General features: G+C 67.9%; 26 protein-coding genes. 17 read left to right on the top strand and 9 right to left on the bottom strand.

Annotated elements, in window-relative coordinates; genetic code table 11:
• Positions 1-2 precede the first annotated feature (2 nt).
• Entirely contained in the window at positions 3-1301 is a 1299-nt protein-coding gene (locus VG556_RS15190; protein WP_014645968.1) for a NupC/NupG family nucleoside CNT transporter, read from the bottom strand.
• Between the two features lie 193 nt (positions 1302-1494).
• Between VG556_RS15190 and VG556_RS15185 the strand changes: the two genes are divergently transcribed.
• The 5 genes from VG556_RS15185 (at position 1495) to VG556_RS15165 (ending at position 6822) form a co-directional block, all read left to right on the top strand.
• Positions 1495-2466 (top strand): aldo/keto reductase, encoded by a 972-nt coding sequence (locus VG556_RS15185; RefSeq protein WP_014645969.1) that lies wholly within the window; start codon positions 1495-1497, stop codon positions 2464-2466.
• A gap of 202 nt (positions 2467-2668) precedes the next feature.
• Complete coding sequence (gene hemP, locus VG556_RS15180; protein WP_005412278.1) at positions 2669-2863, top strand: hemin uptake protein HemP; 195 nt, start codon at positions 2669-2671, stop codon at positions 2861-2863.
• Between the two features lie 153 nt (positions 2864-3016).
• Positions 3017-5209, top strand: a complete 2193-nt coding sequence (locus tag VG556_RS15175; RefSeq protein ID WP_414616623.1) for a TonB-dependent hemoglobin/transferrin/lactoferrin family receptor — start codon at positions 3017-3019, stop codon at positions 5207-5209.
• A 4-nt stretch (positions 5210-5213) separates the two neighbouring features.
• Positions 5214-5813, top strand: a complete 600-nt coding sequence (locus VG556_RS15170) for a hemin transporter (protein ID WP_032956720.1) — start codon at positions 5214-5216, stop codon at positions 5811-5813.
• Positions 5814-5886: 73 nt separating this feature from the next.
• Positions 5887-6822: a DUF6607 family protein gene (locus tag VG556_RS15165; protein ID WP_032956723.1), complete on the top strand. Its 936-nt coding sequence runs from the start codon at positions 5887-5889 to the stop codon at positions 6820-6822.
• Positions 6823-6924: 102 nt separating this feature from the next.
• Here VG556_RS15165 and VG556_RS15160 read toward each other — a convergent pair whose 3' ends face one another.
• The gene (locus VG556_RS15160) at positions 6925-9435 is read right to left on the bottom strand and encodes an ABC transporter permease (RefSeq protein WP_100449353.1); all 2511 of its coding nucleotides are present in this window, start codon (positions 9433-9435) and stop codon (positions 6925-6927) included.
• Positions 9432-10079, bottom strand: coding sequence for an ABC transporter ATP-binding protein (locus tag VG556_RS15155; RefSeq protein WP_075076551.1), 648 nt, complete (start codon positions 10077-10079; stop codon positions 9432-9434). Before VG556_RS15155 ends, VG556_RS15160 begins: the two co-directional genes overlap by 4 nt.
• Positions 10080-10154: 75 nt before the next feature.
• Here VG556_RS15155 and VG556_RS15150 point away from each other — a divergent pair, with 75 nt between their 5' ends.
• The 3 genes from VG556_RS15150 to VG556_RS15140 all read left to right on the top strand — a co-directional run bounded on the left by VG556_RS15150 (position 10155) and on the right by VG556_RS15140 (position 13022).
• Positions 10155-10796, top strand: coding sequence for an arylesterase (locus VG556_RS15150; protein WP_049406109.1), 642 nt, complete (start codon positions 10155-10157; stop codon positions 10794-10796).
• An 87-nt stretch (positions 10797-10883) separates the two neighbouring features.
• Positions 10884-11597: a response regulator transcription factor gene (locus VG556_RS15145; RefSeq protein WP_002811889.1), complete on the top strand. Its 714-nt coding sequence runs from the start codon at positions 10884-10886 to the stop codon at positions 11595-11597.
• 153 nt (positions 11598-11750) lie between these two features.
• Positions 11751-13022 carry a sensor histidine kinase gene (locus VG556_RS15140; RefSeq protein WP_014645975.1) on the top strand — a complete coding sequence of 424 codons (1272 nt, stop codon included), beginning with the start codon at positions 11751-11753 and terminating at the stop codon, positions 13020-13022.
• 135 nt (positions 13023-13157) lie between these two features.
• On the opposite strand, the gene VG556_RS15135 is transcribed toward VG556_RS15140, so the two are convergent.
• Positions 13158-13859, bottom strand: a complete 702-nt coding sequence (locus tag VG556_RS15135) for an SGNH/GDSL hydrolase family protein (protein WP_014645976.1) — start codon at positions 13857-13859, stop codon at positions 13158-13160.
• A gap of 213 nt (positions 13860-14072) precedes the next feature.
• On the opposite strand from VG556_RS15135, the gene VG556_RS15130 reads away from it, so the two are divergent.
• The 9 genes from VG556_RS15130 (at position 14073) to VG556_RS15090 (ending at position 21456) form a co-directional block, all read left to right on the top strand.
• Positions 14073-14468 (top strand): diacylglycerol kinase, encoded by a 396-nt coding sequence (locus VG556_RS15130; RefSeq protein ID WP_014036025.1) that lies wholly within the window; start codon positions 14073-14075, stop codon positions 14466-14468.
• A 33-nt stretch (positions 14469-14501) separates the two neighbouring features.
• A complete protein-coding gene (locus VG556_RS15125) occupies positions 14502-15251 on the top strand; it encodes a TerC family protein (RefSeq protein ID WP_005408127.1) in 750 nt (249 codons plus the stop codon).
• Positions 15252-15479: 228 nt separating this feature from the next.
• Positions 15480-16640 (top strand): MFS transporter, encoded by a 1161-nt coding sequence (locus tag VG556_RS15120; protein ID WP_014645977.1) that lies wholly within the window; start codon positions 15480-15482, stop codon positions 16638-16640.
• A gap of 539 nt (positions 16641-17179) precedes the next feature.
• Complete coding sequence (locus tag VG556_RS15115) at positions 17180-17800, top strand: LemA family protein (RefSeq protein WP_005415338.1); 621 nt, start codon at positions 17180-17182, stop codon at positions 17798-17800.
• 3 nt (positions 17801-17803) lie between these two features.
• Positions 17804-18691: a TPM domain-containing protein gene (locus VG556_RS15110; protein WP_049420663.1), complete on the top strand. Its 888-nt coding sequence runs from the start codon at positions 17804-17806 to the stop codon at positions 18689-18691.
• Complete coding sequence (locus tag VG556_RS15105) at positions 18691-19185, top strand: TPM domain-containing protein (RefSeq protein ID WP_053495551.1); 495 nt, start codon at positions 18691-18693, stop codon at positions 19183-19185. Before VG556_RS15110 ends, VG556_RS15105 begins: the two co-directional genes overlap by 1 nt.
• A 95-nt stretch (positions 19186-19280) precedes the next feature.
• Positions 19281-20168, top strand: a complete 888-nt coding sequence (gene lgt / locus VG556_RS15100) for a prolipoprotein diacylglyceryl transferase (protein WP_014645981.1) — start codon at positions 19281-19283, stop codon at positions 20166-20168.
• Positions 20165-20959 (top strand): thymidylate synthase, encoded by a 795-nt coding sequence (locus tag VG556_RS15095; protein WP_049440158.1) that lies wholly within the window; start codon positions 20165-20167, stop codon positions 20957-20959. The genes lgt and VG556_RS15095 overlap by 4 nt, the downstream gene beginning before the upstream one ends.
• A gap of 5 nt (positions 20960-20964) precedes the next feature.
• The gene (locus VG556_RS15090; protein ID WP_049440214.1) at positions 20965-21456 is read left to right on the top strand and encodes a dihydrofolate reductase; all 492 of its coding nucleotides are present in this window, start codon (positions 20965-20967) and stop codon (positions 21454-21456) included.
• A 113-nt stretch (positions 21457-21569) separates the two neighbouring features.
• On the opposite strand, the gene VG556_RS15085 is transcribed toward VG556_RS15090, so the two are convergent.
• Genes VG556_RS15085 through pdxA form a run of 5 tightly spaced genes read right to left on the bottom strand, consistent with a single transcriptional unit; the run spans position 21570 to position 25438 of the window.
• Positions 21570-22232, bottom strand: coding sequence for a DUF1287 domain-containing protein (locus tag VG556_RS15085; protein ID WP_100449354.1), 663 nt, complete (start codon positions 22230-22232; stop codon positions 21570-21572).
• Positions 22229-23245 (bottom strand): symmetrical bis(5'-nucleosyl)-tetraphosphatase, encoded by a 1017-nt coding sequence (locus VG556_RS15080; protein WP_053495547.1) that lies wholly within the window; start codon positions 23243-23245, stop codon positions 22229-22231. The genes VG556_RS15085 and VG556_RS15080 overlap by 4 nt, the downstream gene beginning before the upstream one ends.
• Positions 23246-23260: 15 nt before the next feature.
• On the bottom strand, positions 23261-23644 hold the full coding sequence (apaG, locus tag VG556_RS15075; RefSeq protein WP_008268668.1) for a Co2+/Mg2+ efflux protein ApaG: 384 nt from the start codon (positions 23642-23644) through the stop codon (positions 23261-23263).
• A gap of 13 nt (positions 23645-23657) precedes the next feature.
• Positions 23658-24461 carry a 16S rRNA (adenine(1518)-N(6)/adenine(1519)-N(6))-dimethyltransferase RsmA gene (gene rsmA / locus VG556_RS15070; RefSeq protein WP_014645986.1) on the bottom strand — a complete coding sequence of 268 codons (804 nt, stop codon included), beginning with the start codon at positions 24459-24461 and terminating at the stop codon, positions 23658-23660.
• Complete coding sequence (gene pdxA / locus VG556_RS15065; RefSeq protein WP_032959015.1) at positions 24458-25438, bottom strand: 4-hydroxythreonine-4-phosphate dehydrogenase PdxA; 981 nt, start codon at positions 25436-25438, stop codon at positions 24458-24460. The genes rsmA and pdxA overlap by 4 nt, the downstream gene beginning before the upstream one ends.
• Positions 25439-25440: the final 2 nt, after the last annotated feature.

Genomic DNA, 25440 nt, shown 5'->3' with positions numbered 1-25440 from the left:
GTTCAACTGAAGTGCGTCAGCACGCCGGCGATGGTCGCCGTCATGAAGGTGGCAATGGTACCGCCCAGCACCGCGCGCAGGCCGAACTTGGCCAGGTCGTGGCGACGTTCCGGGGCCAGGCCGCCGATGCCGCCGATCTGGATCGCGATCGAGCTGAAGTTGGCAAAGCCGCACAGCGCGTAGGTGGCGATCAGGCGACCTTCCTCGGACAGGCTCACGCCGGCCACCTGGCCGTTCACGATCTGCGACAGTTCGGTGTAGGCGACGAATTCGTTGATCACGACCTTCTGGCCGATCAGCGAACCGACGGTGGTGGCATCAGCCCACGGGGTACCGATCACCCAGGCGATCGGGGCCAGCACGTAACCGAAGATGGTCGACAGGTTGGTCGGCTTGCCGATGGCAGCGGCCAGGCCGGTCACCTCGCCGATCCAGGTCAACGGGGCGTTCAGCAGCGCGATCAGGGCGATGAAGGCCAGCAGCATCGCGCCGATGTTCAGCGCCAGCTTCAGGCCGTCACCGGCACCGGCAGCGGCCGCGTCGATGATGTTGCTGGAGGTCTTTTCGACTTCCATCTTCACCGTGCCGCGGGTCAGCGGGGTGCCGGTTTCCGGAATCAGCAGCTTGGCCACGACCAGGGTGGCCGGTGCGGCCATGATGCTCGCTGCCAGCAGGTGCTTGGCGTAGAAGGCCTGCTGCGCCGGGTCGCCACCGCCGAGCATGCCCACATAGGCCGCCAGCACGCCGCCGGCGATGTGGGCCATGCCGCCGATCATCATGGTCAGCAGCTCGGACTGGGTCATCCTGGCGATGTACGGGCGCACGGTCAGCGGCGCCTCGGTCTGGCCGATGAAGACGCTGGCGCAGACGCTGGTGGTTTCCGCGCCGGACACGCGCATCACCTTGGTGATCGACCACGCCATCACGCGCACGATCGCCTGCATGACGTTGAGGTGGTACATCACCCCCATCAGCGCCGAGAAGAAGATGATGGTCGGCAGCACCTGGAAGGCGAAGATGAAGCCGTAGTTCTTGGTGTCCATCAACGAGCCGAAGATGAAGCCCGAGCCTTCGTTGACGAAGCTGAGAACCTTGACGAAGCCCTTGCCCAGCGCATCGAACACGTCGCGGCCGCCCGGCACCAGGATCACCAGCGCCGCGAACGCGATCTGCAGGGTGATACCGGTGGCAACCAGCTTCCAGTCAACCGCACGCTTGTTGTTGGAAAACAACCAGGTGATGCCGATCAGCACCGCCAACCCGAACAGGCCGAAGCCGATCCTGCCCAAACCTTCGACCATGTGAGTGACTCCCCTGGGGCGTCGCGAAAAACGGGAAGCCTAGTGCAGGGCAGGGGCCGGGGCAAGAAAAAGCAGCGTGCGCGCATCTATCGGTACCGATCAGGCCAGCAACGGCAAGGGCTTGCGGCCGGCGGCGGCAGGTAGAATGGGGCTCGATCCCGGCCCGGATGCGGGCCCGCAGCAGGAGATTCGCATGCAATACCGTCGCCTGGGCTCCACCGGCCTGCCGATTTCCGCCCTGTCCTTCGGCGCCTGGGTGACCTTCGGTGACCAGATCCCGCGCGACGAGGCCCGCAACCTGGTGGCCGCCGCCTGGGACCACGGCGTCAACTTCTTCGACAACGCCGAGGGCTATGCCAACGGCCGCGCCGAACAGGTGATGGGCGATGTGATCGCCGACCTGCGCCTGCCGCGCGACGGCATCTGCGTCTCCAGCAAGGTGTTCTTCGGCAGCGCCAAGGACCCACGGCCGACCCAGCGCGGCCTGTCGCGCAAGCATGTGACCGACGCCTGCCACGCGGCGCTCAAGCGCCTGCGGGTGGACTACCTGGACCTTTATTACTGCCATCGCCCGGATCCGGACGCGCCGGTCGCCGAGACCGTGCATGCCATGGATACCCTGGTGCGGCAAGGCAAGATCCTCTACTGGGGGACCTCGGAGTGGTCGGCAGTGCAGATCCAGCAGGCGCTGGACATCGCCGAGGCGCGCAACCTGCAGGGCCCGTCGATGGAGCAGCCGCAGTACAACCTGCTGCACCGCGAACGGGTCGAGGTCGAGTACGCGCCGCTGTATGCCGGTGCCGGCCTGGGCACCACCATCTTCTCGCCGCTGGCCTCGGGCCTGCTGAGTGGCAAGTACGACCAGGGCATTCCGGCCGATGCGCGGCTGGGCCGCGAAGGCATGGAATGGCTGCAGGCGCTGGTGCTGGGTGACGACGCCGAGGCCCGCCTGGCCCAGGTGCGCCGCTTCAGCGAGGTGGCGCGTGCGCTGGGGCAGGCGCCGGCCACGCTGGCCATCGCCTGGTGCCTGCGCAACCCGAACGTCTCCAGCGTGATCCTCGGTGCCAGCCGGGTCAGCCAGCTGCTGCAGAACCTGCAGGCGCTGGAGGTGCTGGAGCAGGTCGACGCCGCCGGCTGGGCCGACGTCGAAGCCGCCTTCGCCTGAACCCGGGGGCCGACCGGGCCTCGGGGGCCTCGGGGGCCTCGGTAGAGTCGACTCTACACGGCTGCGTCGCCATTCGATTGACATGATCTATCGAATTTCAGAATTCGATCATTAATCTCATCAATCAAATTGAGAATGGTTGTTGATTGTCAACTGAGAATCATTATCATTTGACTCGTCCCTCGCACGAGTCCAGATGCTCATGAATGCTCAACCTGTACTGCTGCGCCCCGAAACGCTGACCCTCCGCGATCGTCCGGTCCGTGTCGTTCCGCCGGAAGAGGTCATCGACAGCGAAGCCCTGCTCAAGGGCCGTCGTGAAATCCTGATCCAGCACGGCGACCGCTTCTATCGCCTGCGGCACACCAGCAACGACAAGCTGATCCTGACCAAGTAATCGCGGCCTGGTCGCCCGCCCCCCTCCCTCCTGCCGGCCGCGCCGGCAGGGTGGGCGACCCCTCCGCTCCCGCTCTCTCCCCCTCGGTCTACCGCGTGCACCCTCCGGGTGTGCCGGTAACCGGGGGTTCCCCTGCCTGACCGAACGAACCCGATGACCCGCCCTACCGCCCTTTGCCTTGCCGTCTGGATGGCCCTGCCGCTGTCTGCCCATGCTGCTGCCGCGGCCACCGCCGCGCCCGATGCGCGCGAATTCGACCGTGTGCAGGTCACCGCCACCCGCACCGAGCGGGCGGTGAGCGATGTGGCGGCCACCGTGGACGTCATCGACCGCGAGCAGATGGACCGGCACCTGGTGCAGGACATCAAGGATCTGCTGCGCTACGAGCCGGGCCTGTCGGTCAGCCGCAGCGCCGCGCGCTTCGGCCTTGGCAGCATCCGCATCCGTGGCCTGGACGGCAACCGCGTGCGCGTGCAGACCGACGGCATCGCCATGCCCACCAGCTTCAACATCGGCTCGTTCTCCAACGCCAACCGCAACTTCACCGATCTGGATACGCTCAAGCGCGTGGAGATCGTGCGCGGCCCGGCCAGCTCGCTGTATGGGTCCGACGCGCTCGGGGGTGTGGTCGCCTTCGTCACCAAGGATCCTGCCGATTATCTGAAGGATGGCAAGGACAGCTACGTCGGCCTGAAGTTCGGCTACGACGGTGAGTGGAAGGGCCTGCTCGGCGGCGTGACCAGCGCGTTCGGCGGCGAACACTGGAGCGGCATGGTCAACATCAACCATCGCCAGGGCCAGGAAACCGGCAACAAGGGTGATGTACGCAGCCTCGACAATACCCGCACCGCGCCCAACCCGCAGGACCGCGATGGTCGCAGTGGCCTGGCTAAGCTGGTCTATGCACCCAGCGAGGACCAGCGCTTCCGGCTGACCGTGGAAGGCAACGAAGACAACACCGATACCAACGTGCTGTCCTCGATCGACCGCACCACCACCACCGGCATGAAGGCGCGCGATACGCAGAACCGCACCCGCGTGTCGTTCGCCCATGAAATGGATGCGCTGGACAAGGGCTTCGCCGACAGCCTGCATTGGCAGCTGTATACCCAGCACAGCGAAACCACCCAGATCACCGATGAGGACCGCGCCAACCGCAGCCGCCGCCACCGCGAGTTCAACTTCGACCAGCGCGTCTACGGCCTGCAGGCGCAGTTCAACAAGGCGTTCAGCACCGGCAGCGTCGAACACGCGCTGACCTACGGTTTCGAGGGCGCGCATACCGAGATCCGCCAGAAGCGCGACGGTTACCAGGTGCTGGCCAATGGCCACACCAGCACCACCATCCTGCCCGACGCCTTCCCGGTGCGCGATTTCCCGATCAGCAAGACCACCGAGCTGGGCCTGTACGCACAGGACGAAATGCGCATGGCCAACGGCAAGCTGTCGCTGGTGCCGGGCGTGCGCGTGGACCGCTACGAGCTGAAGCCGGAGGTGGACAGCATCTTCGCCGACGACAATCCCGGCGTTGCGGTGGCCAGGCTGACCAAGACCAGCGTCTCGCCGAAGCTGGGCATGGTCTATCGCTTCACCGACGAATGGTCGCTGTTTGCTGGCTATTCGCATGGCTTCCGCTCGCCGCCGTACAACGACGTCAACCTGGGCTTCACCAACTTCGCCTTCGGCTACACCGCCATTCCCAATCCGGACCTGAAGCCGGAAACCAGTGACGGCATGGAGCTGGGACTGCGCTTCCTGTCGCCAGCGGCCTACGTCAGCCTCAGCGGCTACTACAACGAGTACAAGGACTTCATCGAGTCGCAATCGCTGGTCGGCACCAACGCCCAGGGCCTGATGGTGTTCCAGTCGCGCAACATCGCGGATGCGCGCATCTATGGTGCCGAAATGAAGGCCGGCGTCGACTTCGGCCAGATCAGCCCGGCGCTGCAGGGCTGGGCGCTGCGCAGCTCGGTGGCCTGGTCGCGCGGCGACAACAGGACCGAAGACACCCCGCTGGATTCGGTCGACCCGCTGCGTGGCACCGTCGGCCTGATGTACGACACCGACACCTGGGGCGTCGAACTGGCCGGTACCTTCGTCAAGCGCAAGGACCGCGTCACCGCCGCCACGGTGTACCGCCCGGCCGGCTACGGCGTGGCCGACCTGATGGCGCACTGGAACTTCGCCCCGGGCGCCACCTTCAACGTCGGCGTGTTCAACCTGGGCGACAAGCGTTACATCGACTGGTCCAACGTGGGTTCGACGCTGTCGCCGGGCAGCCGCGTGCTGGACCGCTATACCAACCCGAGCCGCACCCTCTCCGCCAGCCTTGCCGTTTCCTGGTGACCTCATGAGCCGAGCCTTGTCCGCACGCAGGAACGACGCCATCGCCGCGCAGGGCAGCGCGGCCTGGCCGACGCCGGCACAGCTGGCCACGCTCGGCACCGTGTTGTGCCTGTACCGCGCCGACGGCAACGAGCTCGGTGGCTGGCGCCAGGCAGTACGCGTGCATGCCTGCCAGGGCGTGGACAGCGAGGGCGTGCGCGAAAGCCTGTGTTTCCTCGATGCCCGCGGCCGCTGCGTGTGGCGGCTGTACCTGCTGCCCGACAGCGATTTCCTGGCCTGGGACCGGCTGGTCGCGGCGCTGCCGCCGGGCCCGGAGCATGACAGCGAGGGCAGTGTCGGCGAACGCCTGTGGCGGCGCCTGGCCGGCCATCTCGGTGGCCAGCGCTGGCGACTGTGCGCGCTGCGCCTGCATGCCGCCGACGACGGCCGCACCCTGGCTGCAAGCCTGTCGACGTTGTCCTCGCTGGGCGCAGCCACCGCGCGTCGCATCGCGCGGCTGGAAGGTGCCGAAGGCGAGCTGGCGATCGACGATTGCTGCTGCGCCGATGCTGCACGTCGCTCGGCGCCGCGGGTTCCCGGCGACCTGCCGCTGATCCGGCTGTAACCCTTTCCCGATGGAACGCCTGTCGGCCACGGACGGCCTCTCACTGCATCTGCAACCCCGAAGGAAGACCCCGATGAAGCTCCAGACAGCCAGCGTCCTGCTGCTGCTCGCCACCAGCGGCGTGGCCAGCGCGCAGCCCTCCGGCATCGCCCGCGACCACGACAGCATCCTTGCCATGCAGGGCGAGTACACCGTCGATTTCGCATTCGACGAGACCGTGCTGCTGAAGCCCGGCTACGAGCGCGCCCCGGCGATGCGCAGCGGCGGCAACGAACTGGTGATCGTGGTCGAGGACACGCCGAAGCGCATCGTGCTGCAGCACCTGCTGCTGGACGAGAAGAGCGGCCACATCACCAAGCACTGGCGCCAGGACTGGGTCTACGAAGCACCGAACCGATTCGAGTTCAGCGCCGACCAGACCTGGCAGGTACGCCGCATTCCCGCAGCGGTGAACCAGGGCGCCTGGACCCAGTGCGTGTACGAAGTGAGCGACGCACCGCGCTACTGCGGCACCGGCAAATGGACCTACACCAACAACGTGCCGAGCTGGACCAGCGACCTCAGCTGGCGCCCGTTGCCGCGCCGTGAGTACACCAAGCGCAGCGACTACAACGCGCTGGCCGTCGTCAACCGCCACACGCTCACGCCCAATGGCTGGACCCACGAGCAGTTCAACACCAAGGTGCAGCGCAACGCCGACGGCAGCCAGGTGGAGATCGCACGCGAGTTCGGCTTCAACGACTACGTGAAGACCACCGAGGTCGACTTCACCCCGGCGCGTGACTACTGGAAGGCCACTGCCGGCTACTGGGCCAAGGTGCGCCAGCGTTGGGACGGCTTCCTCGGCCAGGCCCCGGGCGTGCACCTGAAGACCAAGATCGATGGCATGGCGATGATCATTCCGCTGTTCACCCAGGCCGAAGCGATCCAGTCCGGCAAAAAGGTGAAGGACAAGCAGATCGACGAGGTGTTCGCCAAGTACGTGGAAAAGGCGCCGAAGGAAGGCTGATCGCCGCGATGGAGAGAGGTGCCGGGGGTACCCGGCACCGCATTCACCGGCTGCCGGTGGGGGCCGGGCTTGCTCGGCACGCCATCCGGAGGCGCAACCGATTCAGGCCTCGCGCAGCGCCAATGCCGGCGGCGTATGCAGGATCGCCCGCGTACCCCACCAGCCCGCCAGCAGGCTCAAGCCGATGCCGACCACGCCGCCGATCAGCAGGCCCGGCCACGGCGGCAGCAAGGGCAGCTCGAACACCTTCTGCGACACCGCCACGCCGATCGCTGCGGCCGCGCCCACCGCCAGCAACGCCGCCAGCGTGCCCAGCGCGCCGAACTCCACCAGCACCGCGCCGCGCAGCTGGCGCCGGGTCGCGCCCAGCGTGCGCAGCACCGCGCTGTCGTAGCGGCGCTCGCCGGCGGTGGCCTGCAGCGCCGCCAGCAGCACCAGCACGCCGGCCAGCAGGCTGAACACCATCACCAGCTGCACTACCTGCGCCACGCGCTCCATCACATCGCGCACCTGCGAGATCACCGCGTCCACGTCCAGCAGCGACAGGTTCGGCTGCGCGCGCACCAGCTCGCCCAGCCCGGCCGCGTTGCCGGACGGCAGATGGAAGGCCGACAGCAGGTTGTGCGGGGTATCGCCCACCGCATTGGGGTTCAACAGCACGAAGAAATTCGGGCGGAATGTGTTCCAGTCCGCCTTGCGGATGCTGGTGACGGTGAACTCGCGCTGCTGCTCGCCTACGGAAATCGTAATGCGATCACCCAGGTGCGCGCCGTAGCGCCGCGCCCAGCCGGTTTCCACCGAGGCTTCCGCCGCGGTGCTGCCGGCCTGCCAGAAGCGACCCTCCAGCAGCGCATTGGCGGGTGGGAAGCTGCTGCGCCAGCTGAAGTTCAGCGGCCGGTTCTCGTCGTCGTCCTCGCGCGGGCCGTTGTTCGCGCCGTTCCCCTCGGCGGCGGCCTGGTCCACGCGCAGCGGCGGCTTGCCGTTGATCGCGATCAGGCGGCCGGTCGCCATCGGCTCGATACTGGCGTCGCCGGCGCCCAGTCCACGCAATGCGGCCAGCACACCGTCGCGTTGTTCGGGCTGGATGTTGATCAGGAAGTAGTTCGGCGTATCCGCAGGCAGGCGCTCGCGCCACTGCTGCAGCAGGCCGGGTCCGGTCACCGCCAGCAGCAACAACGCGCACAGCGACAGCGACAGCCCCACCAGCTGCATCACCGCCAGCAGCCGGCGCCGGGTCAGCGCGGCCAGGCCCAACCGCCAGTTGCCATGCAGGCGGTGCTGCAGGCCGCGCAGCAGCTGCAGCAGCACGAAGCCGAGCGCACCGGCCGCCAGCGCCAGCGCGGCCAGGCCGCCCAGCACCCACAGCGCCAGTTTCAGATCGCCGGTGACCTGCACCGCCAGCAGCAGGCTGGCCGCCAGCGCCGCCACATAGGCCAGCAGCGACGCCGGCGGCAGGGCGGCGAAGGAACGGTTGAGCACCCGCATCGGCGGCACCCCGCGCAGGCGCAGCAGCGGTGGCAGGCCGAAGCCGAACAGCAGCAGCAGGCCGATGCCGGCACCGGTCAGCGCCGGCATCGCTTCCGGCAGCGGCAGGCGCTGCGGCACCAGGCTGCCCAGCACCTGCACCAGGCCTTCCTGCGCGGCCATGCCCAGGCCGATGCCGAGCGCACAGGCTGGCACCGCCAGCATCAGCAGCTGCAGCGCCAGGCCCAGCAGGATGTCGCGCTGGCGTGCGCCCAGGCAGCGCAGGATCGCCACCTGGTCGATGCGACGCAGGGCGAAGCGGTTGGCCGCCAGCGCGGTGGCCACACCGGCCAGCAGTACCGCCAGCAGCGCGCTCAGGCCGAGGAAGCGCCCGGCCAGATCGAATGCCTGGCGCACGCCACGCTGGGTGTCGTCCACGCTCAGCAGGCGCAGGCCTTTCACCTGCGGCAGCAGCCACTGGCGCAGCGCCGCGATCGGCTCCGCTGCGCCGGCGAACATCAGCCGGTAGTTGATACGGCTGCCCGGGCCGAGCAGGCCGGTGCCCTCCACATCAGCGCGGTTGACCAGCAGGGTGGGCGAGAGTGTCAGCAGGTCGCCACCGCTGTCCGGCTCGGCCTCGATGATGCCGGCGATGCGCAGCGTGCCGGCGCCGAACTCGAGGTCATCGCCGGCCTTCAGCCCCAATCCCTGCAGCAGGCGTGGGTCGGCATAGGCCTGGCCCTTGGGCGGCATGCCGGCATCGGCGATCAACGCACCGCCGGGCGTGGCCCGGACCCGCAGCGTGCCGCGCAGTGGATAACCTGCCTGTACCGCCTTGATGCTGGCCATCTGGCTGGCATCGCCGTTGAACAGCACGCTGCCGAAGCTGGCGATGCGGGTATGCGCCAGGCCGCGCTGTTGCGCCTCGTCGGCGAATGCCTGCGGCGGATCATCGCGCCCGGCGATGCCGAGGTCGCCGCCGAGCATTTCCGCCGCGCTGCCGGTCAGCGCCAGGTTGACCCGGTTCACCAGCGTGCCCACCGCAGTCATCACCGCCACGCCCAGCACCAGCGCGGCGAACACGGTCAGCAGGTCGCCGGCCAGCGCCTCGCGGCGCAGCGCGCGCCACGCGTGGCGCAGCACGTTCATGCCTGTGCCCCACGCTCGACCGGCAGCAGGCGGCCGTCATCGATGCGGTGGATGTACTGGCAACGCTGGGCCAGGCGCAGGTCGTGGGTGACCAGGACCAGGGTGGTGCCGCTGCCGGCGTTGAGTTCGAACAGCAGGTCGCTGATGTGCTGGCCGGTGGCGTGGTCCAGCGAGCCGGTCGGTTCGTCGGCGAACAGGATGCGCGGGCGGGTGACGAAGGCACGTGCCAGCGCCACGCGCTGCTGCTCGCCGCCGGACAGCTGGCGCGGGTAGTGGCGGGCGCGATGGGCCAGGCCGACCTGCGCCAGCACCTCGTCCACCCGCGCGCGGTCCTCGCGTCCGGCCAGTTCCAACGGCAGCGCGACATTCTCGGCGGCAGTCAGCGCCGGCAGCAGATGAAAGCTCTGGAACACGAAGCCGACCGCGCGCGCGCGCAGCTGGGCCCGTGCTTCTTCATCCAGGTCGCCCAGGTTCTGGCCCGCCAGCGCGACGTGGCCGCGGCTGGGCAGGTCCAGTCCGGCCAGCAGGCCGAGCAGGGTGGTCTTGCCGGACCCCGAAGCGCCGACGATGGCCACACTGGTGCCTTCATGGACGGTCAGGGTGATGTTGTCCAGTATGTGGACTTCACCCTCCGGGCCCTGCACGGACTTGCCGACCTGGTCGACGGCGATGGCGACGGGCGTGCTGCGGGGGGACAGGCTGTCGATGAGGAGACTCCAATGCGCAAGACGGGATGGAGCCGGCGAGCCGGCGCGATGATGGTGCTGCTGCTGGGATTGCTGCTGCCCGGGCTGGCCGGAGCCAAAGACCCGGCAGGCACGGTGCTGGTGCTCGGCGACAGCCTCAGTGCTGCCCACAATATCCCTGCCGACGCCGGCTGGGTCAGCCTGTTGCAGCAGCGGGTCAGGCAACAGTCGAAAACACCGGCGCGCATCGTCAATGCCAGCATGAGCGGGGAAACCACGGCCGGCGCGCTGACTCGCCTGCCGGGCCTGTTGGCGAAGGAAAAGCCGACGGTGGTGGTGATCGCGCTGGGCGGCAACGACGCGCTGCGCGGGCTGACCCCGGCACAGGTGCAGGGCAACCTGGAAAAGATGGTACAGGCCAGCCAGAAGGCCGGCGCCAGGGTGCTGCTGCTGGGCATCGACGTGCCGCCCAACTATGGGCCCGCTTACCGCCAGCGCCTGGCGGCGGCCTACAAGGCGCTGGCCACGCAGTACAAGGTGCCGCTGCTGCCGTTCCTGCTGGAGGGCGTGGCCCTGCAGCCGGGCATGATGCAGCCCGATGGACTGCACCCCACGGCGCAGGCGCAATCGAGGGTGCTGGACAACGTCTGGCCACTCCTGCGGCCCCTGCTCTGAACGATTTACAACCCTCTTGACGGAACTTCACATCGCGTCCACCGTCGATCCGGCATGTTTCACAAAGCTGAAGTTAGAGGGAATCACATGCGTCAGACGAAGGAGACCTCCGGCTTGGTGCTGGTGGTCGAAGACAACCGCAACATCTCCGAGATGATCGGGGAATACCTGGAAGGTCGCGGCTTCGAAGTCGACTATGCACAGGACGGCCTGGATGGCTACCGCCTTGCGGCGGAGAACAGCTATGACGTCGTGGTGCTCGACCTCATGTTGCCGCGCCTGGATGGCATCGAAGTATGCCGTCGCCTGCGCAACGATGCGCGCAAGTCCACCCCGGTGCTGATGCTCACGGCACGCGACACGCTGGACGACAAGCTCACCGGCCTCGGTTTCGGCGCCGATGACTACCTGACCAAGCCGTTCGCGATCCAGGAGCTGGAAGCCCGCCTGCGCGCGCTGATCCGCCGTGAACGCCGCCAGGTGGGTTCGGAAGTGCTGAAGGTCGCCGACCTGGTGCTCGATCCGGTCAGCATGCGGGCCACCCGTGCCGGTACCGAACTGCAGCTGTCGCCGATCGGCCTGCGCCTGCTGACCATCCTGATGCGCGAATCGCCGCGCGTGGTCACCCGCCAGGAGATCGAACGCGAGATCTGGGGCAATGGCCTGCCGGATTCGGACACCCTGCGCAGCCATCTGTACAACCTGCGCAAGATCATCGACAAGCCGTTCGACCGTCCGCTGCTGCACACCGTGCAGAGCGCCGGTTACCGCATTGCCGATATCGCCCAGCCGATGGCCTGATCGGGGCCAGGCCGGTGCAGCATCAGGCCCGGCCGGGCAACGACCCCGCACCGGGCACGGATGACCGGCCGGCACTGCCGCCGGTCATCCTCCGTGCACGACTACGGCGCAGCGCGCTGCCTATAATCGCAGCGCTCTGACCGGGACCCCGCAATGCCGCACGGCCTGCCGCGCAAGATCCGTATCGCCTTCATCCTGCAGGCAGTCCTGGCCAGCCTGGGCATCCTGCTCGGTGCCTGGCTGGTTTCGCTGGTGATCAAGCACAGCCTGGTCGGCGCCGCCCTGCGCGAGGAAGCGGCCTATTACTGGACGCTGCACGAGGCCTCGCCGGTGCAGCCACCGCCCAACACCCAGAACATCCGCGGCTACCTGCTGGAAAGCGGGCAGTCGGCGCTGTCGTTGCCGGCCAACCTGCGCAACCTGGAACCCGGTTTCCACGAGCTGCCCAAGGATGACCAGCTGGTACTGGTCGATGTGCGTCCGGCCGGCCGCCTGTACCTGGTGTTCCTGCGTTCGCGTGCGGAGATGCTGGCGTTCTGGTTCGGCATCGTGCCGGTGCTGCTGACCCTGTTGGCGGTGTATGGCGCCAGCTGGGTCACCTACCGGGCCTCCAAGCGCCTGGTGTCGCCGGTGAACTGGCTGGCACGGCGCGTCTCGCGCTGGGACCCGGGACACCCGGAGGCGGCCGACCTGGAACCGAACAAGCTGCCCGCGGACATGCAGGGCGAGACCCGGCAGCTGGCGGCCGCGCTGCATTCGCTGGCCAACCGGGTCAGCGCGCATGTGGCGCGCGAGCGCAATTTCACCCGCGACGCGAGCCACGAGCTGCGCACGCCGTTGACTGTCATCCGCGTGGCCAGCGACATGGCCCTGGGCGATGAAACCCTGCAGCCGCGCCTGCGCCGCAGCCTGCAGCGCATCCAGCGCGCCGGCCGTGACATGGAAGCGGTGATCGACGCGTTCCTGATCCTGGCCCGCGAGGCCGACGTCGAACCCCAGATCGAGCTGTTCGACGTCAACGACATCGTCCGCTACGAGGTGGACAACGCCAACGAACTGCTGGGTACGCGTCTGGTGTCAGTGCACCTGCACAGCGAAGGCCCGGTGCAGCTGCACGCGCCGCCGCGGGTGCTGCAGGTGGTGGTCAGCAACCTGGTGCGCAACGCCTGCAGCTACACCGACGAAGGGCGTATCGACGTGCACGTGCTCAATGACCGGGTGGTGGTGCGCGACACCGGCATCGGCATGTCCGCCGAGGCGCTGTCGCGCGCGTTTGAACCCTTCTACCGCGCCGAGCCGAGCCGCCCGCAGGGCACCGGCCTGGGCCTGTCGATCGTGCGCCGGCTGTGCGACCGCTTCGGCTGGAAGGTCAGCCTGGCCAGCCAGCCGGGCAAGGGCACCGAGGCCACGGTGGTCTTCCGGTAACGCGGCGACCTGCCGGGGTCGGATCCCGTTGCGGCGCAACCGGCTCTGACCCCATCCCGCTGAAATGTCGGTAGATCCAGGCCATGCGTGGATGGGGTGCGGTAGCGCCGGGCCATGCCCGACGTCCACAGTGCCTCAGTTGCAGTTGACCTTCGGCGCCAGCGCCTTGGTCCAGATCGCATAGCCGGCCGGGGTCATGTGCAGCATGTCCTCGCGGAACAGCGTCGCGTCCGGCTGTCCATCGGCGCCGAGCATCGGCGTGTAGATGTCGGTGAAGCCGGTGTTGGGCAGCCTGGCCAGCGCAGCCTTGATCAGCGCGTTGGCTTCGTTGATCGCCGGCAGCAGGTGCGCACGCGACGGGCTCGGCTTGATCGACAGGTATTCGACCCTGGTCTTCGGCAGGTCGCGGTGCACGCGCTGCACGAAGGCGACCACGTCATCTCGCACCTGCATGGCGCTGCGGCCGCTGTTGAGGTCGTTGTCACCGGCGTAGAAGAACACCTTGCACGGCGCATACGGCACCACGATCTGGCCGGCATACCAGGTGCTGTCGCGCACTTCCGAACCGCCGAAGCCGCGGTTGAACACCGGCTGGCCGGGGAAGTCGGTGGCCAGGCTCTCCCAGAAGCGGATCGAGGAGCTGCCGATGAACTCGATTCCACCACGCGGCGGCGGGTTGGCCTGGTCGGCGCTGGCGAAGCGGGCCATGTCGCCGGCCCAGGCCACATTGGAGACCTGTTCGGGCACCTGCGGCGGCCTGGCCGGGCTCAGGGCCTGGGCAAGCGGTGCGGCAGTCAGCAGGCCCAGCATCAGCAGGCAGGTACGGCGACGGGACATCAGGCGCTCCAGCAGGCAAGGGGAGCTCCATCATAGAAGCACGGCCCAGCCCGGTGCTTGCCCCTGGCAGGCCGTTCAGCGGGCCGGTGCGGGGTGCGGTTGGCGGCCTTGTGGCAAAATGGCGGCCATCTGCCTATTCCTGTGCACCCATGATTTCCTGCCGTGCGTCTGAGCGGTCGCTGCGCCGCGCCCCTGTTGCTGGATGTTCCACCCGTGGCTGATCAGTTCGGCCACATGCCCCGCGGTCCGCGCCGCATCTTCCAGGCCGCCCGCTGGTCCTGGCAGGGCCTGCGCGCCGCCTGGCTGCACGAGTCCTCGTTCCGGCTGGAGGTATACCTGCTGGTGATGCTGACTCCGGTCGCGATCTGGCTGGGCCAGACCCCGGTCGAACGCGCGCTGCTGATCGGCTCGATGCTGCTGGTGCTGGCGATGGAGCTTGCCAACTCGGCCATCGAAGCGGTGATCGAACGCTACGGCAGCGAGATCCACGAGCTGGCTGGCCGCGCCAAGGACATGGGCTCGGCAGCGGTGTTCGTGCTGATGATGAACGTGCTGCTGTGCTGGGCGCTGGTCGTGGTTCCGCACGCGCTGGCCGGCAGCTACGGCTGAAACCCCATTCCCCCACTGCCTTGAAGAGTTTCCATGTCCTTTGAGTTCCTCGCCGACCCCAATGCCTGGGTGACCCTGTTCACGCTCAGCGCGCTGGAAATCGTGCTCGGCATCGACAACCTGGTGTTCATTTCCATCGCGGTCAGCAAGCTGCCGGAAGAGCGTCGTCCGTTCGCACGCAAGCTGGGCATCGCGGTGGCCTGCATCACCCGCATCGGCCTGCTGGTCTCGCTGGCCTACCTGGCGCACATGGCGGCCAACCTGTTCACCGTGGCCGGCATGGGCATTTCCATCCGCGACCTGGTACTGATCGTTGGTGGCCTGTTCCTGATCATCAAGGGCTGCATGGAGATCAAGGAACTGATCAGCGGTGGCGAGGACGAAGACCCCAGCACCACCAAGGCCTCGGCCGTGTTCGGCTACGTGATCGCCCAGATCGCGGTGATCGACATCGTGTTCTCGCTTGACTCGGTGATCACCGCCGTCGGCATCGCCGACCACATCCCGGTGATGGTGGCGGCCATCCTGCTGTCGGTGCTGGTGATGCTGCTGGCCGCCAACCCGCTGGGCCGCTTCATCGACGCCAACCCGACCGTGAAGATGCTGGCCCTGGCCTTCATCCTGATGATCGGTGCGGTGCTGATCCTGGACGGCCTGGACGTGCACGTGCCCAAGCCCTACATCTACGCCGCGATGGGCTTCTCGGTGCTGGTGGAGTGGTTGAACCTGCTGATGCGCCGCCGCGCCCGCGAACACAACGTGCCGGGCGCCGGCAACTGGTAAGCGCGCCATTGGCACGTGTGTCACCCAGAACCCCCGGCCTGGCCGGGGGTTCTGCGTTGTGGGGCGCGGCTCTACAACGAACGGCGCTGCGGTTTTTGCACTTGCGGCGGCGTTCCGGCCTCCACTTGTGAATCAGGATCAACAGTGTTTTCCCGGGCCGAGGCTTAATCCGGCGCAGCAAAGCGCGCAGGCTACGCACTCCCGATTCCCGCCCCCCAGGAAACCCCCATGAATTCCAGAGCCGCCTTGCTGGCGCTTGCCGTTGGCGCCTTCGCCATTGGAACCACCGAATTTGCCCCGATGGGCCTGTTGCCGGTCATCGCCGACGGCGTGGGCGTTGGGATCCCCACCGCCGGCATGCTGATCACCGCCTACGCCGTGGGCGTGATGCTGGGCGCGCCGGTGATGACCCTGCTGATGGGCCGTTTCGGCAAGCGCACCGCGCTGATGCTGCTGATGTCCATCTTCGTGGTCGGCAACCTGCTGTCCGCGCTGGCGCCGAACTACGGGCTGCTGCTGCTGTCGCGCCTGGTCACTAGCCTCAACCACGGTGCCTTCTTCGGCATCGGTGCGGTGGTCGCCGCCAGCCTGGTGCCGAAGGAAAAGCAGGCTGCCGCCGTGGCCACCATGTTCATGGGCCTGACCATCGCCAACATCGGCGGCGTGCCGCTGGCGACCTGGGTCGGCCAGCAGCTGGGCTGGCGCCTGTCCTTTGCCGGTACTGCGGCGCTGGGCCTGATCGCAATCACCGCGCTGGGCTTCGCGCTGCCGGCATCTGCACCGGGGCCGCGCCCGGACGTGCGCCGCGAACTGAAGGCGATCCTGCAGCCGCCGGTGCTGCTGGCGATGGCCACCACCGTGCTCGGCGCCGGTGCCATGTTCACCCTCTATACCTACGTCGCACCGGTGCTGACCGAATTGACCGGCGCCTCCAATACCTTCATCGCGATCTCGCTGGCGCTGATCGGCATCGGCTTCACCCTCGGCAATGGCATCGGTGGGCGCATGGCCGACTGGTCGCTGGATGGCGCCACACGGATCCTGCTGGCCGTCCTGGCGGTGCTGATGTTCGTGCTGCCGCTGGCCTTCATGAGCCACGCCACCGCCGCCCTCGGTGTGCTGCTGTTCGGCGCGGCGACCTTCGCCCTCGTACCGCCGCTGCAGATCCGGGTGATGCAGGCGGCCAGCGAGGCGCCGGGCCTGGCGTCGTCGATCAACGTCGGTGCGTTCAACCTGGGCAATGCGGTGGGTGCGGCGCTGGGCGGTGCGGTGATCAGCTCGGGCCTGGGCTATGCCGCGATTCCGGTGGCCGGTGGCCTGCTGGCGGCATCGGGCCTGCTGCTGGCGTGGCTGGGGCGTCCCCGCACTGCGGTGGCTGAGGCCTGCTGAGGGGTGTTGGATTCCGGCAGGGCTTGCAGCCCTGCACCCGCTGAATCAACGTCAACGGCAAAAGCCTGCATTCCGTGGCTTGGCGGGGTGGGTCCGGTTGAGGGGGACGCTGCAAGTACGTCCATGTAAGCTCGGTCGCCGCATCCATGCGGCTCACGCCCCCTCAACCGGACCCACCCCGCCTTCGACAGATTCCCGCGATCTGTCGTAACGGCGTTCCGCTCTGGTAGGTGTCGACCTTGGTCGACACGAATGCCTGAAGAACCGGCTTTTGCTTTTGATTTTTTCTTTTGATCCTCCCGCGGTGTGCAGGAAATTGTCCGTGGCCGGGAGGGTGGGTTGGCTGGGGGCGTGAGCCGCATGGATGCGGCGACCGAGCTTACATGGACGTACTTGCAGCGCCCCCCAGCCAACCCACCCTCCCGGCCGACCCCGATAACGCTTCCTTGCCACCCACCGCGGAGGGGGCGGCGCCCGATGGCCGGTCTTTCACCCGAACCGTGGCATGCTCGGCGCCAAGCCCACCCGGAACCTCCGCCATGCGCCTGTTCACCCGTGTCCTGCCCCTGATGCTGCTGGCCTCCCTGCTGTCCGGCTGCGGCTACAACGCCATCCAGCAGAAGGATGAGGCGGTCAAGGCCAGCTGGTCTGAGGTGCTCAACCAGTACAAGCGCCGCGCCGATCTGGTGCCCAACCTGGTGCAGACGGTGAAGGGCTTTGCCAGCCAGGAAGAGCGTGTCCTGACCGAAGTCACCAACGCCCGTTCGCGCGTCGGCCAGATCAACGTCAACGCCGACGACGAAGCCTCGCTCAAGCAGTTCCAGCAGGCCCAGGGTGAACTCGGCAGCGCACTGTCGCGGCTGCTGGTGGTCACCGAGAACTACCCGGTGCTGAAGTCCGACCAGAACTTCCGCGACCTGCAGGCCCAGCTGGAAGGCACCGAAAACCGCATCACGGTTGCGCGCGGCCGCTACATCCAGCAGGTGCAGGACTACAACACCTACATCCGTTCGTTCCCCCAGGTGATCACCGCCAAGATCTTCGGCTACAAGACCAAGCCGAACTTCACGGTGGACAACGAAGCGCAGATTTCCAACGCGCCAGCGGTCGATTTCGGCAACGCGCCGCAGCAGCAGCCGGCGCCGCAGCCGGGCCATTGACCGATGCGCCTGGCCACTGCGCTGCTGGCCCTGCTGCTGTGGCTGCCGTTGGCAGCGCAGGCACAGCCGCTGGCGCCGATTCCTGCGCTGGACTCGCCGGTGGTCGATACCACCGGCACGCTGGACGCCACGCAGAAGCAGGCGCTGGTGCAGCAGGCGATCGAGCTGCAGCAGCGCAAAGGCAGCCAGCTGCAGGTGCTGGTGGTGCCCACCACCCAGCCGGAGGACATCGCGCAATACACCACGCGGGTCTTCGACCAATGGCAGATCGGCCGCAAGGGCGTGGATGACGGCGTGCTGCTGGTGGTGGCCAAGGATGACCGGCGCGTGCGCATCGAGCCGGGCTACGGCCTTGAAGGCGCCATTCCCGATGCCATCGCCAACCGGGTGATCCAGGAATACCTGGTCCCGCGCTTCCGCAGCGGCGACTATGCCGGCGGCATCACCGATGCCACGGCGGTGCTGGTCAAGCTGATCGACGGCGAACCGCTGCCGGCACCGGTCAGCGGTCATCGCGGGCGCGAGCCCGGTGGTGGTGGCGATACCTGGTTCCTGGCGCTGTTCATCGGCGTGTTCGCCGGCAGCATCCTGCGCGGCGTGTTCTCGCGCGTGCCGCGTCCGCTGCGCGGCCTGCTCGGCGGCGCGGGTGCGGCGCTGGCAGCATTTTTGTTCACCTCCACGCTGCTGGCCAGTGGCCTGGCCGGCGTGGTCGGCCTGATCGTGGCGATGCTGTCCGGCCACCCGGGTCGCTTTGCCGGCGGTGGCGGTTGGGGCGGTGGCAGCTGGGGTGGCGGAGGCGGTTTCGGCGGGGGCGGTGGATTCGGTGGTGGTGGTGGCTGGGGCGGTGGCGGCGGCCGTTCCGGTGGCGGTGGCGCTTCGGGAGGCTGGTGATGATCCAACGTCTGTTCCGCCATGTATTCTCGCCCTCGGTGCGGCGTGCCTTCCCGCCGGCCACATTGCAGGCGATCACCGGGGCCATCGCGGCCGGTGAGCAGCGCCACTGCGGGCAGGTGATGTTCGCGGTGGAAGCGGACCTGCCGCTGGGTGCGCTGTGGCACAGGGTGACCCCGCGCCAGGCCGCCGAGCATGCCTTTGCGCGCCTGCGAACCTGGGATACCGCCCACAACAACGGCGTACTGATCTACCTGCTGCTGGCCGATCACGCGATCGAGATCGTTGCCGACCGTGGCCTGCACGGCCGGGTCAGCCCGGCGCAGTGGCAGCGGGTCTGCACCCACCTGCGCGAGGGCCTGCGCGGCGCCCATCCGGTCGAGGCATTGCAGGATGCCATCGACGAGGTCTCCAGCCTGATCGAAGGGCACTTTCCGGCCTCGATGCGGTCCGAGCATGACGCGTTGCCTGACGCGCCCCAGATCCTGGACTGAACCCTGATCTGCGGCGTGGTCCTCCGCCCGTGCCGGCCCCGGCCCCGGGCGGGGCAGGGACGCTAAAATACCCGTACTCCCGCCAGGCGTTTTCCATGATCTATTTCCACGACATCGACCCCATCGCCCTTTCGCTGGGGCCGATCAAGGTGCACTGGTACGGCATCATGTACCTGCTCGGCTTCACCGCAGCGTGGCTGCTGGGCCGCACGCGCATTGCCGCGGGGCGCCTGCCGGGCGTCGATGCCAACGGCTTCTCCGACCTGCTGTTCTACGCCATGCTCGGCGTGGTGCTGGGCGGGCGCATCGGCTACATGCTGTTCTACGCGCTGGGCGATTTCCTGCACAACCCGCTGCTGCTGTTCAAGGTGTGGGACGGCGGCATGAGCTTCCACGGTGGCCTGCTCGGCGTGCTGGGCGCCTGCTGGTGGTGGTCGCGCAAGCACAAGCTGCATTTCTTCGACACCATGGATTTCATGGCGCCGCTGGTGCCACTGGGCCTGGGCTTCGGCCGCATCGGCAACTTCATCGGCGCCGAGCTGTGGGGCAAGTACACCGACGGGACCTGGGGCGTGGTGTTCCCGTCCGGCCTGCCGGCCCCGCTGAACCAGCTCGACCACGCGACGCTGCAGGCGCAGTTCGCCACCGGCGCATTGAACCCGTACGCCCGCCATCCGTCGCAGCTGTATGAAGCGTTCCTGGAAGGCCTGGTGATGTTCGTGGTGCTGTGGGCGGTGTCGGCCAAGCCGCGCCACCGCTACCTGGTGGGTGGCCTGTTCGCGTTGATGTACGGCCTGTTCCGCTTCGCGGTGGAGTTCGTGCGCATGCCGGACAACGGCGTCTACGTGGCCTTCGACTGGCTGACCCGTGGCCAGATCCTCAGCCTGCCGCTGATCGCCTTCGGCCTGGTGCTGCTGGTGATGTCGCGCCGCGCGCCGGTATTGCAGCCGCAGTTGCCGGTGGCTGCCGAGGGCAAGGCATGAAGCCCTACCTGGACCTGCTGGCGCACGTGCTCGAGCACGGCGCCGAGAAGAGTGATCGCACCGGTACCGGCACCCGCAGCGTGTTCGGCTGGCAGATGCGCTTCGACCTCAACGAAGGCTTCCCGCTGGTCACCACCAAGAAACTTCACCTGCGCTCGATCATCCACGAGCTGCTGTGGTTCCTGAAGGGCGACACCAACATCGGCTACCTGAAGGACAACCAGGTGCGCATCTGGGACGAGTGGGCCGACGAGAACGGCGACCTCGGCCCGGTCTACGGCAAGCAGTGGCGCAGCTGGGCCACCGCCGACGGCCGCCAGATCGACCAGATGCAGTGGCTTGTGGACGAGATCAAGCGCAACCCCGATTCGCGCCGGCTGGTGGTCAGTGCCTGGAATGTGGGCGAGCTTTCGCAGATGGCGTTGATGCCATGCCATAACCTGTTCCAGTTCTACGTGGTGGACGGCAAGCTCAGCTGCCAGCTGTACCAGCGCAGCGGTGACATCTTCCTTGGCGTGCCGTTCAACATCGCCAGCTACGCGCTGCTGACCCACATGGTGGCGCAGGCCACCGGCCTGGGCGTGGGCGACTTCGTGCATACGCTGGGTGACGCGCACCTGTATTCGAACCATTTCGAGCAGGCCCGCGAGCAGCTGTCGCGTGAACCGCGCGCGCTGCCGAAGCTGTGGTTGAACCCGGAGGTGACCGACCTGTTCGGCTTCCAGTTCGACGACATCCGCATCGATGGCTACGACCCGCACCCGGCGATCAAGGCGCCGGTGGCGGTATGAGCGCCCTGAAGCTGTCGATGATCGTGGCGCTGGACCGCAACCGTGGCATCGGCCAGGGCAATGCCATGCCCTGGCATCTGCCGGATGACTTCAAGCACTTCAAGGCGCTCACCCTGGGCAAGCCGATCCTGATGGGGCGCAAGACGGCCGAGTCGATCGGCCGCGTGCTGCCGGGGCGGACCAACCTCGTACTGACCCGCAGCGGCCAGGTGCCGTTCGAGGGCATGCGTGCGGTGGCGTCGCTGGACGAGGCGAAGGCGATTGCCGAAGGCGAGGGCGCCAGCGAGCTGTGCATCATCGGCGGCGGCGAGATCTTCCACCAGTTGCTGGACCAGGCCAGTGACCTGTACCTGACCTGGGTCGATGCCGAAGTCCCCGCCGATACCCATTTCCCCGAAGTGGACGTGCAGGACTGGCAGGAAGTGAGCAGCGAGCCGCACCCGGCCGACGAACGGCACGCCTACGCGTTCCGCTTCGTGCACTACGTGCGCCGCTGATCGCGGAAATACCAACGAAAACACCGACGGGGTAGAGTCGACTGTTGGTCGACTGCTCTCGGCGGTCACCCGAAAAACCCGCGCTGCGCGCGATAGTCGACTAACAGTCGACTCTACCGGGACTGTCGCAACGGCATCCGGTAATGCCCGATGATCGCATGCTGGAACAGCAGGTTCTCTTCGCGCGTGCCGCGCGCGATGTTGTGCAGCACCAGCGGTGTGCCGTTGGCCAGGCGCCGGTCAGAAACGATGCCCACGTGCAGCAGGCCGTTGCCATTGAGCTTCCAGGCAACGATGTCGCCGGCCGCGTAGTCGGCGGCGAGGGCCGTGACCGGTTTCTGCCAGCCCTGGCGCTCGAACCAGCGCATCAGGTTCGGTACACGACGATGATCGATGTTGCGGTCCGGCCGTGACAGGCCCCAGATCGCCGGATAGGCACTGAAACTGCCGCGCATGTCCTCATGCACGTGTGCCTGCAGGTCCAGGCCCAGATCGCGCAGGGCGCGCACCACCACGTCCGTGCACACGCCCCGATCCAGTGGCACGTCGCCGCCGGGATAGGCCAGTACCTGGTAAGCAGGATCGTAACGGGTGGTGACGCCGACCTGCGCGCGGGCTGCGGCCACCAGTGGCGGCGAAGGGGCCTGCGGCTGCGTCGGCGCATGTGCGGCACCATCCGCAGCCGTGGGAGCAGGCGGCGAGCCGGGCTGGCAGCCGCTGGCCAGGGCCAGCGTCAGCAGCAGCACCGTCCCTGGTGCCCAGCCGCGCCGCGTCACGCCTGCGGCGGGGGATTGTTGTGGGTGCCGCCACCCGCGCCGCCCCCTCCGCCACCACGACGGCGACGGCGGCGTGGGCCACGGTTGCCCGGGGTGGCAGCGGCGTTGCCGCCCTGTTCCTTGCCCTGCGTCGCGGCGCCGGGGCGCTCGTGCGCCGGTCGCGCCGGCGGGCGGGCGTTGGGCACGGGTGCCGGTACGTCGCGGCCCGGAACCTGCACTACGCGCAGCTCGTCGGTATCAAGCTGGAGCGCGGTCAGCTTGCCGCCCCAGACCGCACCGGTGTCGATGGCGTGCACGCCCTGGGTGATGGTCAGGCCCAGCGCCGACCAGTGGCCGCAGACGACCTTGAGGTCGCGCTCGACCCGGCCGGGCACTTCGAACCAGGGATAAAGCCCCTGTTCCTGCGTGCCCGGCGTGCCCTTGTCCTCGATGCCGATGCGCCCCCGCGGGGTGCAGTAGCGCATGCGGGTGAGCACGTTGATGATCGCGCGCGAGCGGTCGTAACCGGACAGGTTCGGGGCCCAGCTCGGCTTGTCGCCGTACATGTTGCGGAACAGCTTGCGGTAGCCGGCGCCATGCAGTTGCACCTCGACCTCGGCAGCATGCTTCTCGGCCATCTGCGTGGTCCACTTCGGCGCCAGGCCGGCGTGCACCATCATCCAGCCCAGCTCGCGGTCCACGTGCACCAGCTTCTGCAGGCGCAGCCAGTCCAGCAGTTCGTCGCGGTCCTCGGCCTGCACGATGCGCAGCAGGTCCGGGTTGACCTTGCGCTGTTCCTCTTCGGTACGCGAACCGACGGCCAGCAGCGAAAGATCATGGTTGCCCAGCACCACCACGCTGTGCTCGCGCAGCGAGTGCACCAGCCGCAGCGTTTCCAGCGACTGCCCGCCGCGGTTGACCAGGTCGCCGCAGAACCACAGGGTGTCCTGCGCCGGGTCGAAGCGGATCTTCTCCAGCAATCGCTGGGTGACGTCATAGCAGCCCTGCAGGTCGCCGATCGCCCACACACTCATCGTTCGGCCTCCGTGTCAGTGCAGGGTACGCGGCACGGCCAGCACGAAGGGTGCGACCGGCGCGGCAAATTCGGTGCCATCGTCGGCGACCATGTCGTAGTGCCCCTGCATGGTCCCGTGATCGGTCCCCAGCATGACACCGGACGTGTAACGGAAGTCTTCACCGGGGCGCAGCCGCGGCTGCTCGCCGATCACCCCGTCGCCATCAACATGCTCGACACGACCATTGGCATCGGTGATGCGCCAGTGGCGCGCGACCAGGCGTGCCGCGACCCGCCCCTGGTTGTGGATGCGGATCGTGTAGGCGAACGCAAAGCGACCGTCTTCCGGCGCGGATTGATCGTCGAGGAAGCGCGGCGCGACTTCGACGGAGATGGCATAAACGTCAGCGTCTTCCATACCGGCAGTGTAATCAGGAGGCATTGGCCAAAGCGATGAATTCGGCCACGTCCAGCTGTTCGGCGCGGGCATCGGGACGCACGCCGGCGGCGATGAACTGCTCGGCGGACACCACGTTGTTCAGGGCATTGCGCAGGGTCTTGCGGCGCTGCCCGAAGGCGGCCTTGACCACCTCGGCGAAGCGCTTGTGGTCGTTGATGTTGATCGCGGCCGGGTCACGCGGCACCAGACGCACCACGGCCGAATCGACCTTCGGCGGCGGCCGGAACGCGCCCGGCGGCACCACGAACAGCGAGGTCACCTGGCAGTAGGCCTGCAGCATCACGCTGAGGCGGCCATACACCTTGCTGCCGGGGCCGGCCGCCATGCGGTCGACCACTTCCTTCTGCAGCATGAAGTGCATGTCGCGGATGACCGCGGCATGCTCCAGCGCATGGAACAGGATCGGCGAGGAGATGTTGTAGGGCAGGTTGCCGACCAGGCGGATCGGCTGGCCGGCGGCCAGTTCGGTGAAGTCCACGCGCAGCACGTCGCGATGAACGATGGTCAGCTCGCCCAGCGGCTCGGCGGCGGCGGTCAGCGGCGCGATCAGGTCGCGGTCGAACTCGATCACCGTCAGCGTGGGGTGCACGCGCAGCAGCGGCAGGGTGATCGCGCCCTGGCCAGGGCCGATCTCGACCAGGCGGTCGCCGTCTTTCGGGTTGACCGCCATCACGATCTTGTCGATGTAGTGGCGGTCGGCCAGGAAATGCTGGCCAAGCTGCTTCTTGGCCGGTGCGGTGAACACCGGGCCGGAGGGGGAATGCGGGGAATTCATGCGCCCAGTGTACGTTGCCGCGCAAGCTGCGCACACAGCGTCGTTGCCGCCTGCAGGCTGGAGGGATCGGCGATGCCGCGGCCGGCCAGCTCCAGCGCGGTGCCATGGTCCACCGCCACGCGCGGATAGGGCAGGCCCAGGGTCAGGTTCACCGCCTGTTCGAAGCCGGAATATTTCAGTACCGGCAGGCCCTGGTCGTGGTACATCGCCAGCACGGTGTCGAAGCCGGCCAGCTTGGCGGGCAGGAAGGCGGTATCGGCCGGCAGCGGCCCGACCAGGTCCATGCCCTCCGCGCGCAGGCGCTGCAGCAGCGGGATGACCAGATCCAGTTCTTCGCGGCCCAGGTGGCCATCTTCGCCGGCGTGCGGGTTCAGGCCGAGCACGGCGATGCGCGGCGCAGGCAGGCCGAACTCACGGCGCAGTGCGGCGTGCACCGTGCGCAGCGCGTGCTCCAGGCCGGGCGCGGTGATCGCATCGGCCACCTCGCGCAGCGGCAGGTGGGTGGTGGCCAGGGCCACGCGCACGATGTGGTTGGCCAGCATCATCACCACCTTCACCCCGGCCTGGTCGGCCAGCAGTTCAGTGGTGCCGCTGTAGGCGATGCCGCCTTCATTGATGACCGCCTTGTGCACCGGGCCGGTCACAACACCGTGCAGTTCGCCGGACAGGCAGGCCTGGCCGGCGCCGAGCAGCGCGCCGATGACCGCGCCGGCATTGGCCGGATCGGCCTGGCCGAAGCGGCTGGGCGCAGCGTTGCGGACAGCGCGCAGGCGCAGATCGCCGGGGGCGCGTGCTTCGGCGTCCTCGGGCAGCAGCTGCAGGGGCAGGTTCAGCGCGGCCGCGGCCGCGTGCAGGGTGTCCGGATCGGCGAAGGCCAGCAGCCGGCAATCTTCACGCGGCTGCTGGACGAGGCGGACACATAGCTCCGGGCCGATCCCGGCGGGCTCGCCCGGTACCAGAGCGAGCTCGGGGCGCATCG

Source organism: Stenotrophomonas sp. CASM106 (assembly GCF_049384825.1).
Classification (GTDB): domain Bacteria; phylum Pseudomonadota; class Gammaproteobacteria; order Xanthomonadales; family Xanthomonadaceae; genus Stenotrophomonas; species Stenotrophomonas muris.
Note: the sequence above shows the minus strand (reverse complement) of the source record. Positions and strands in the feature narration are given on the sequence as shown.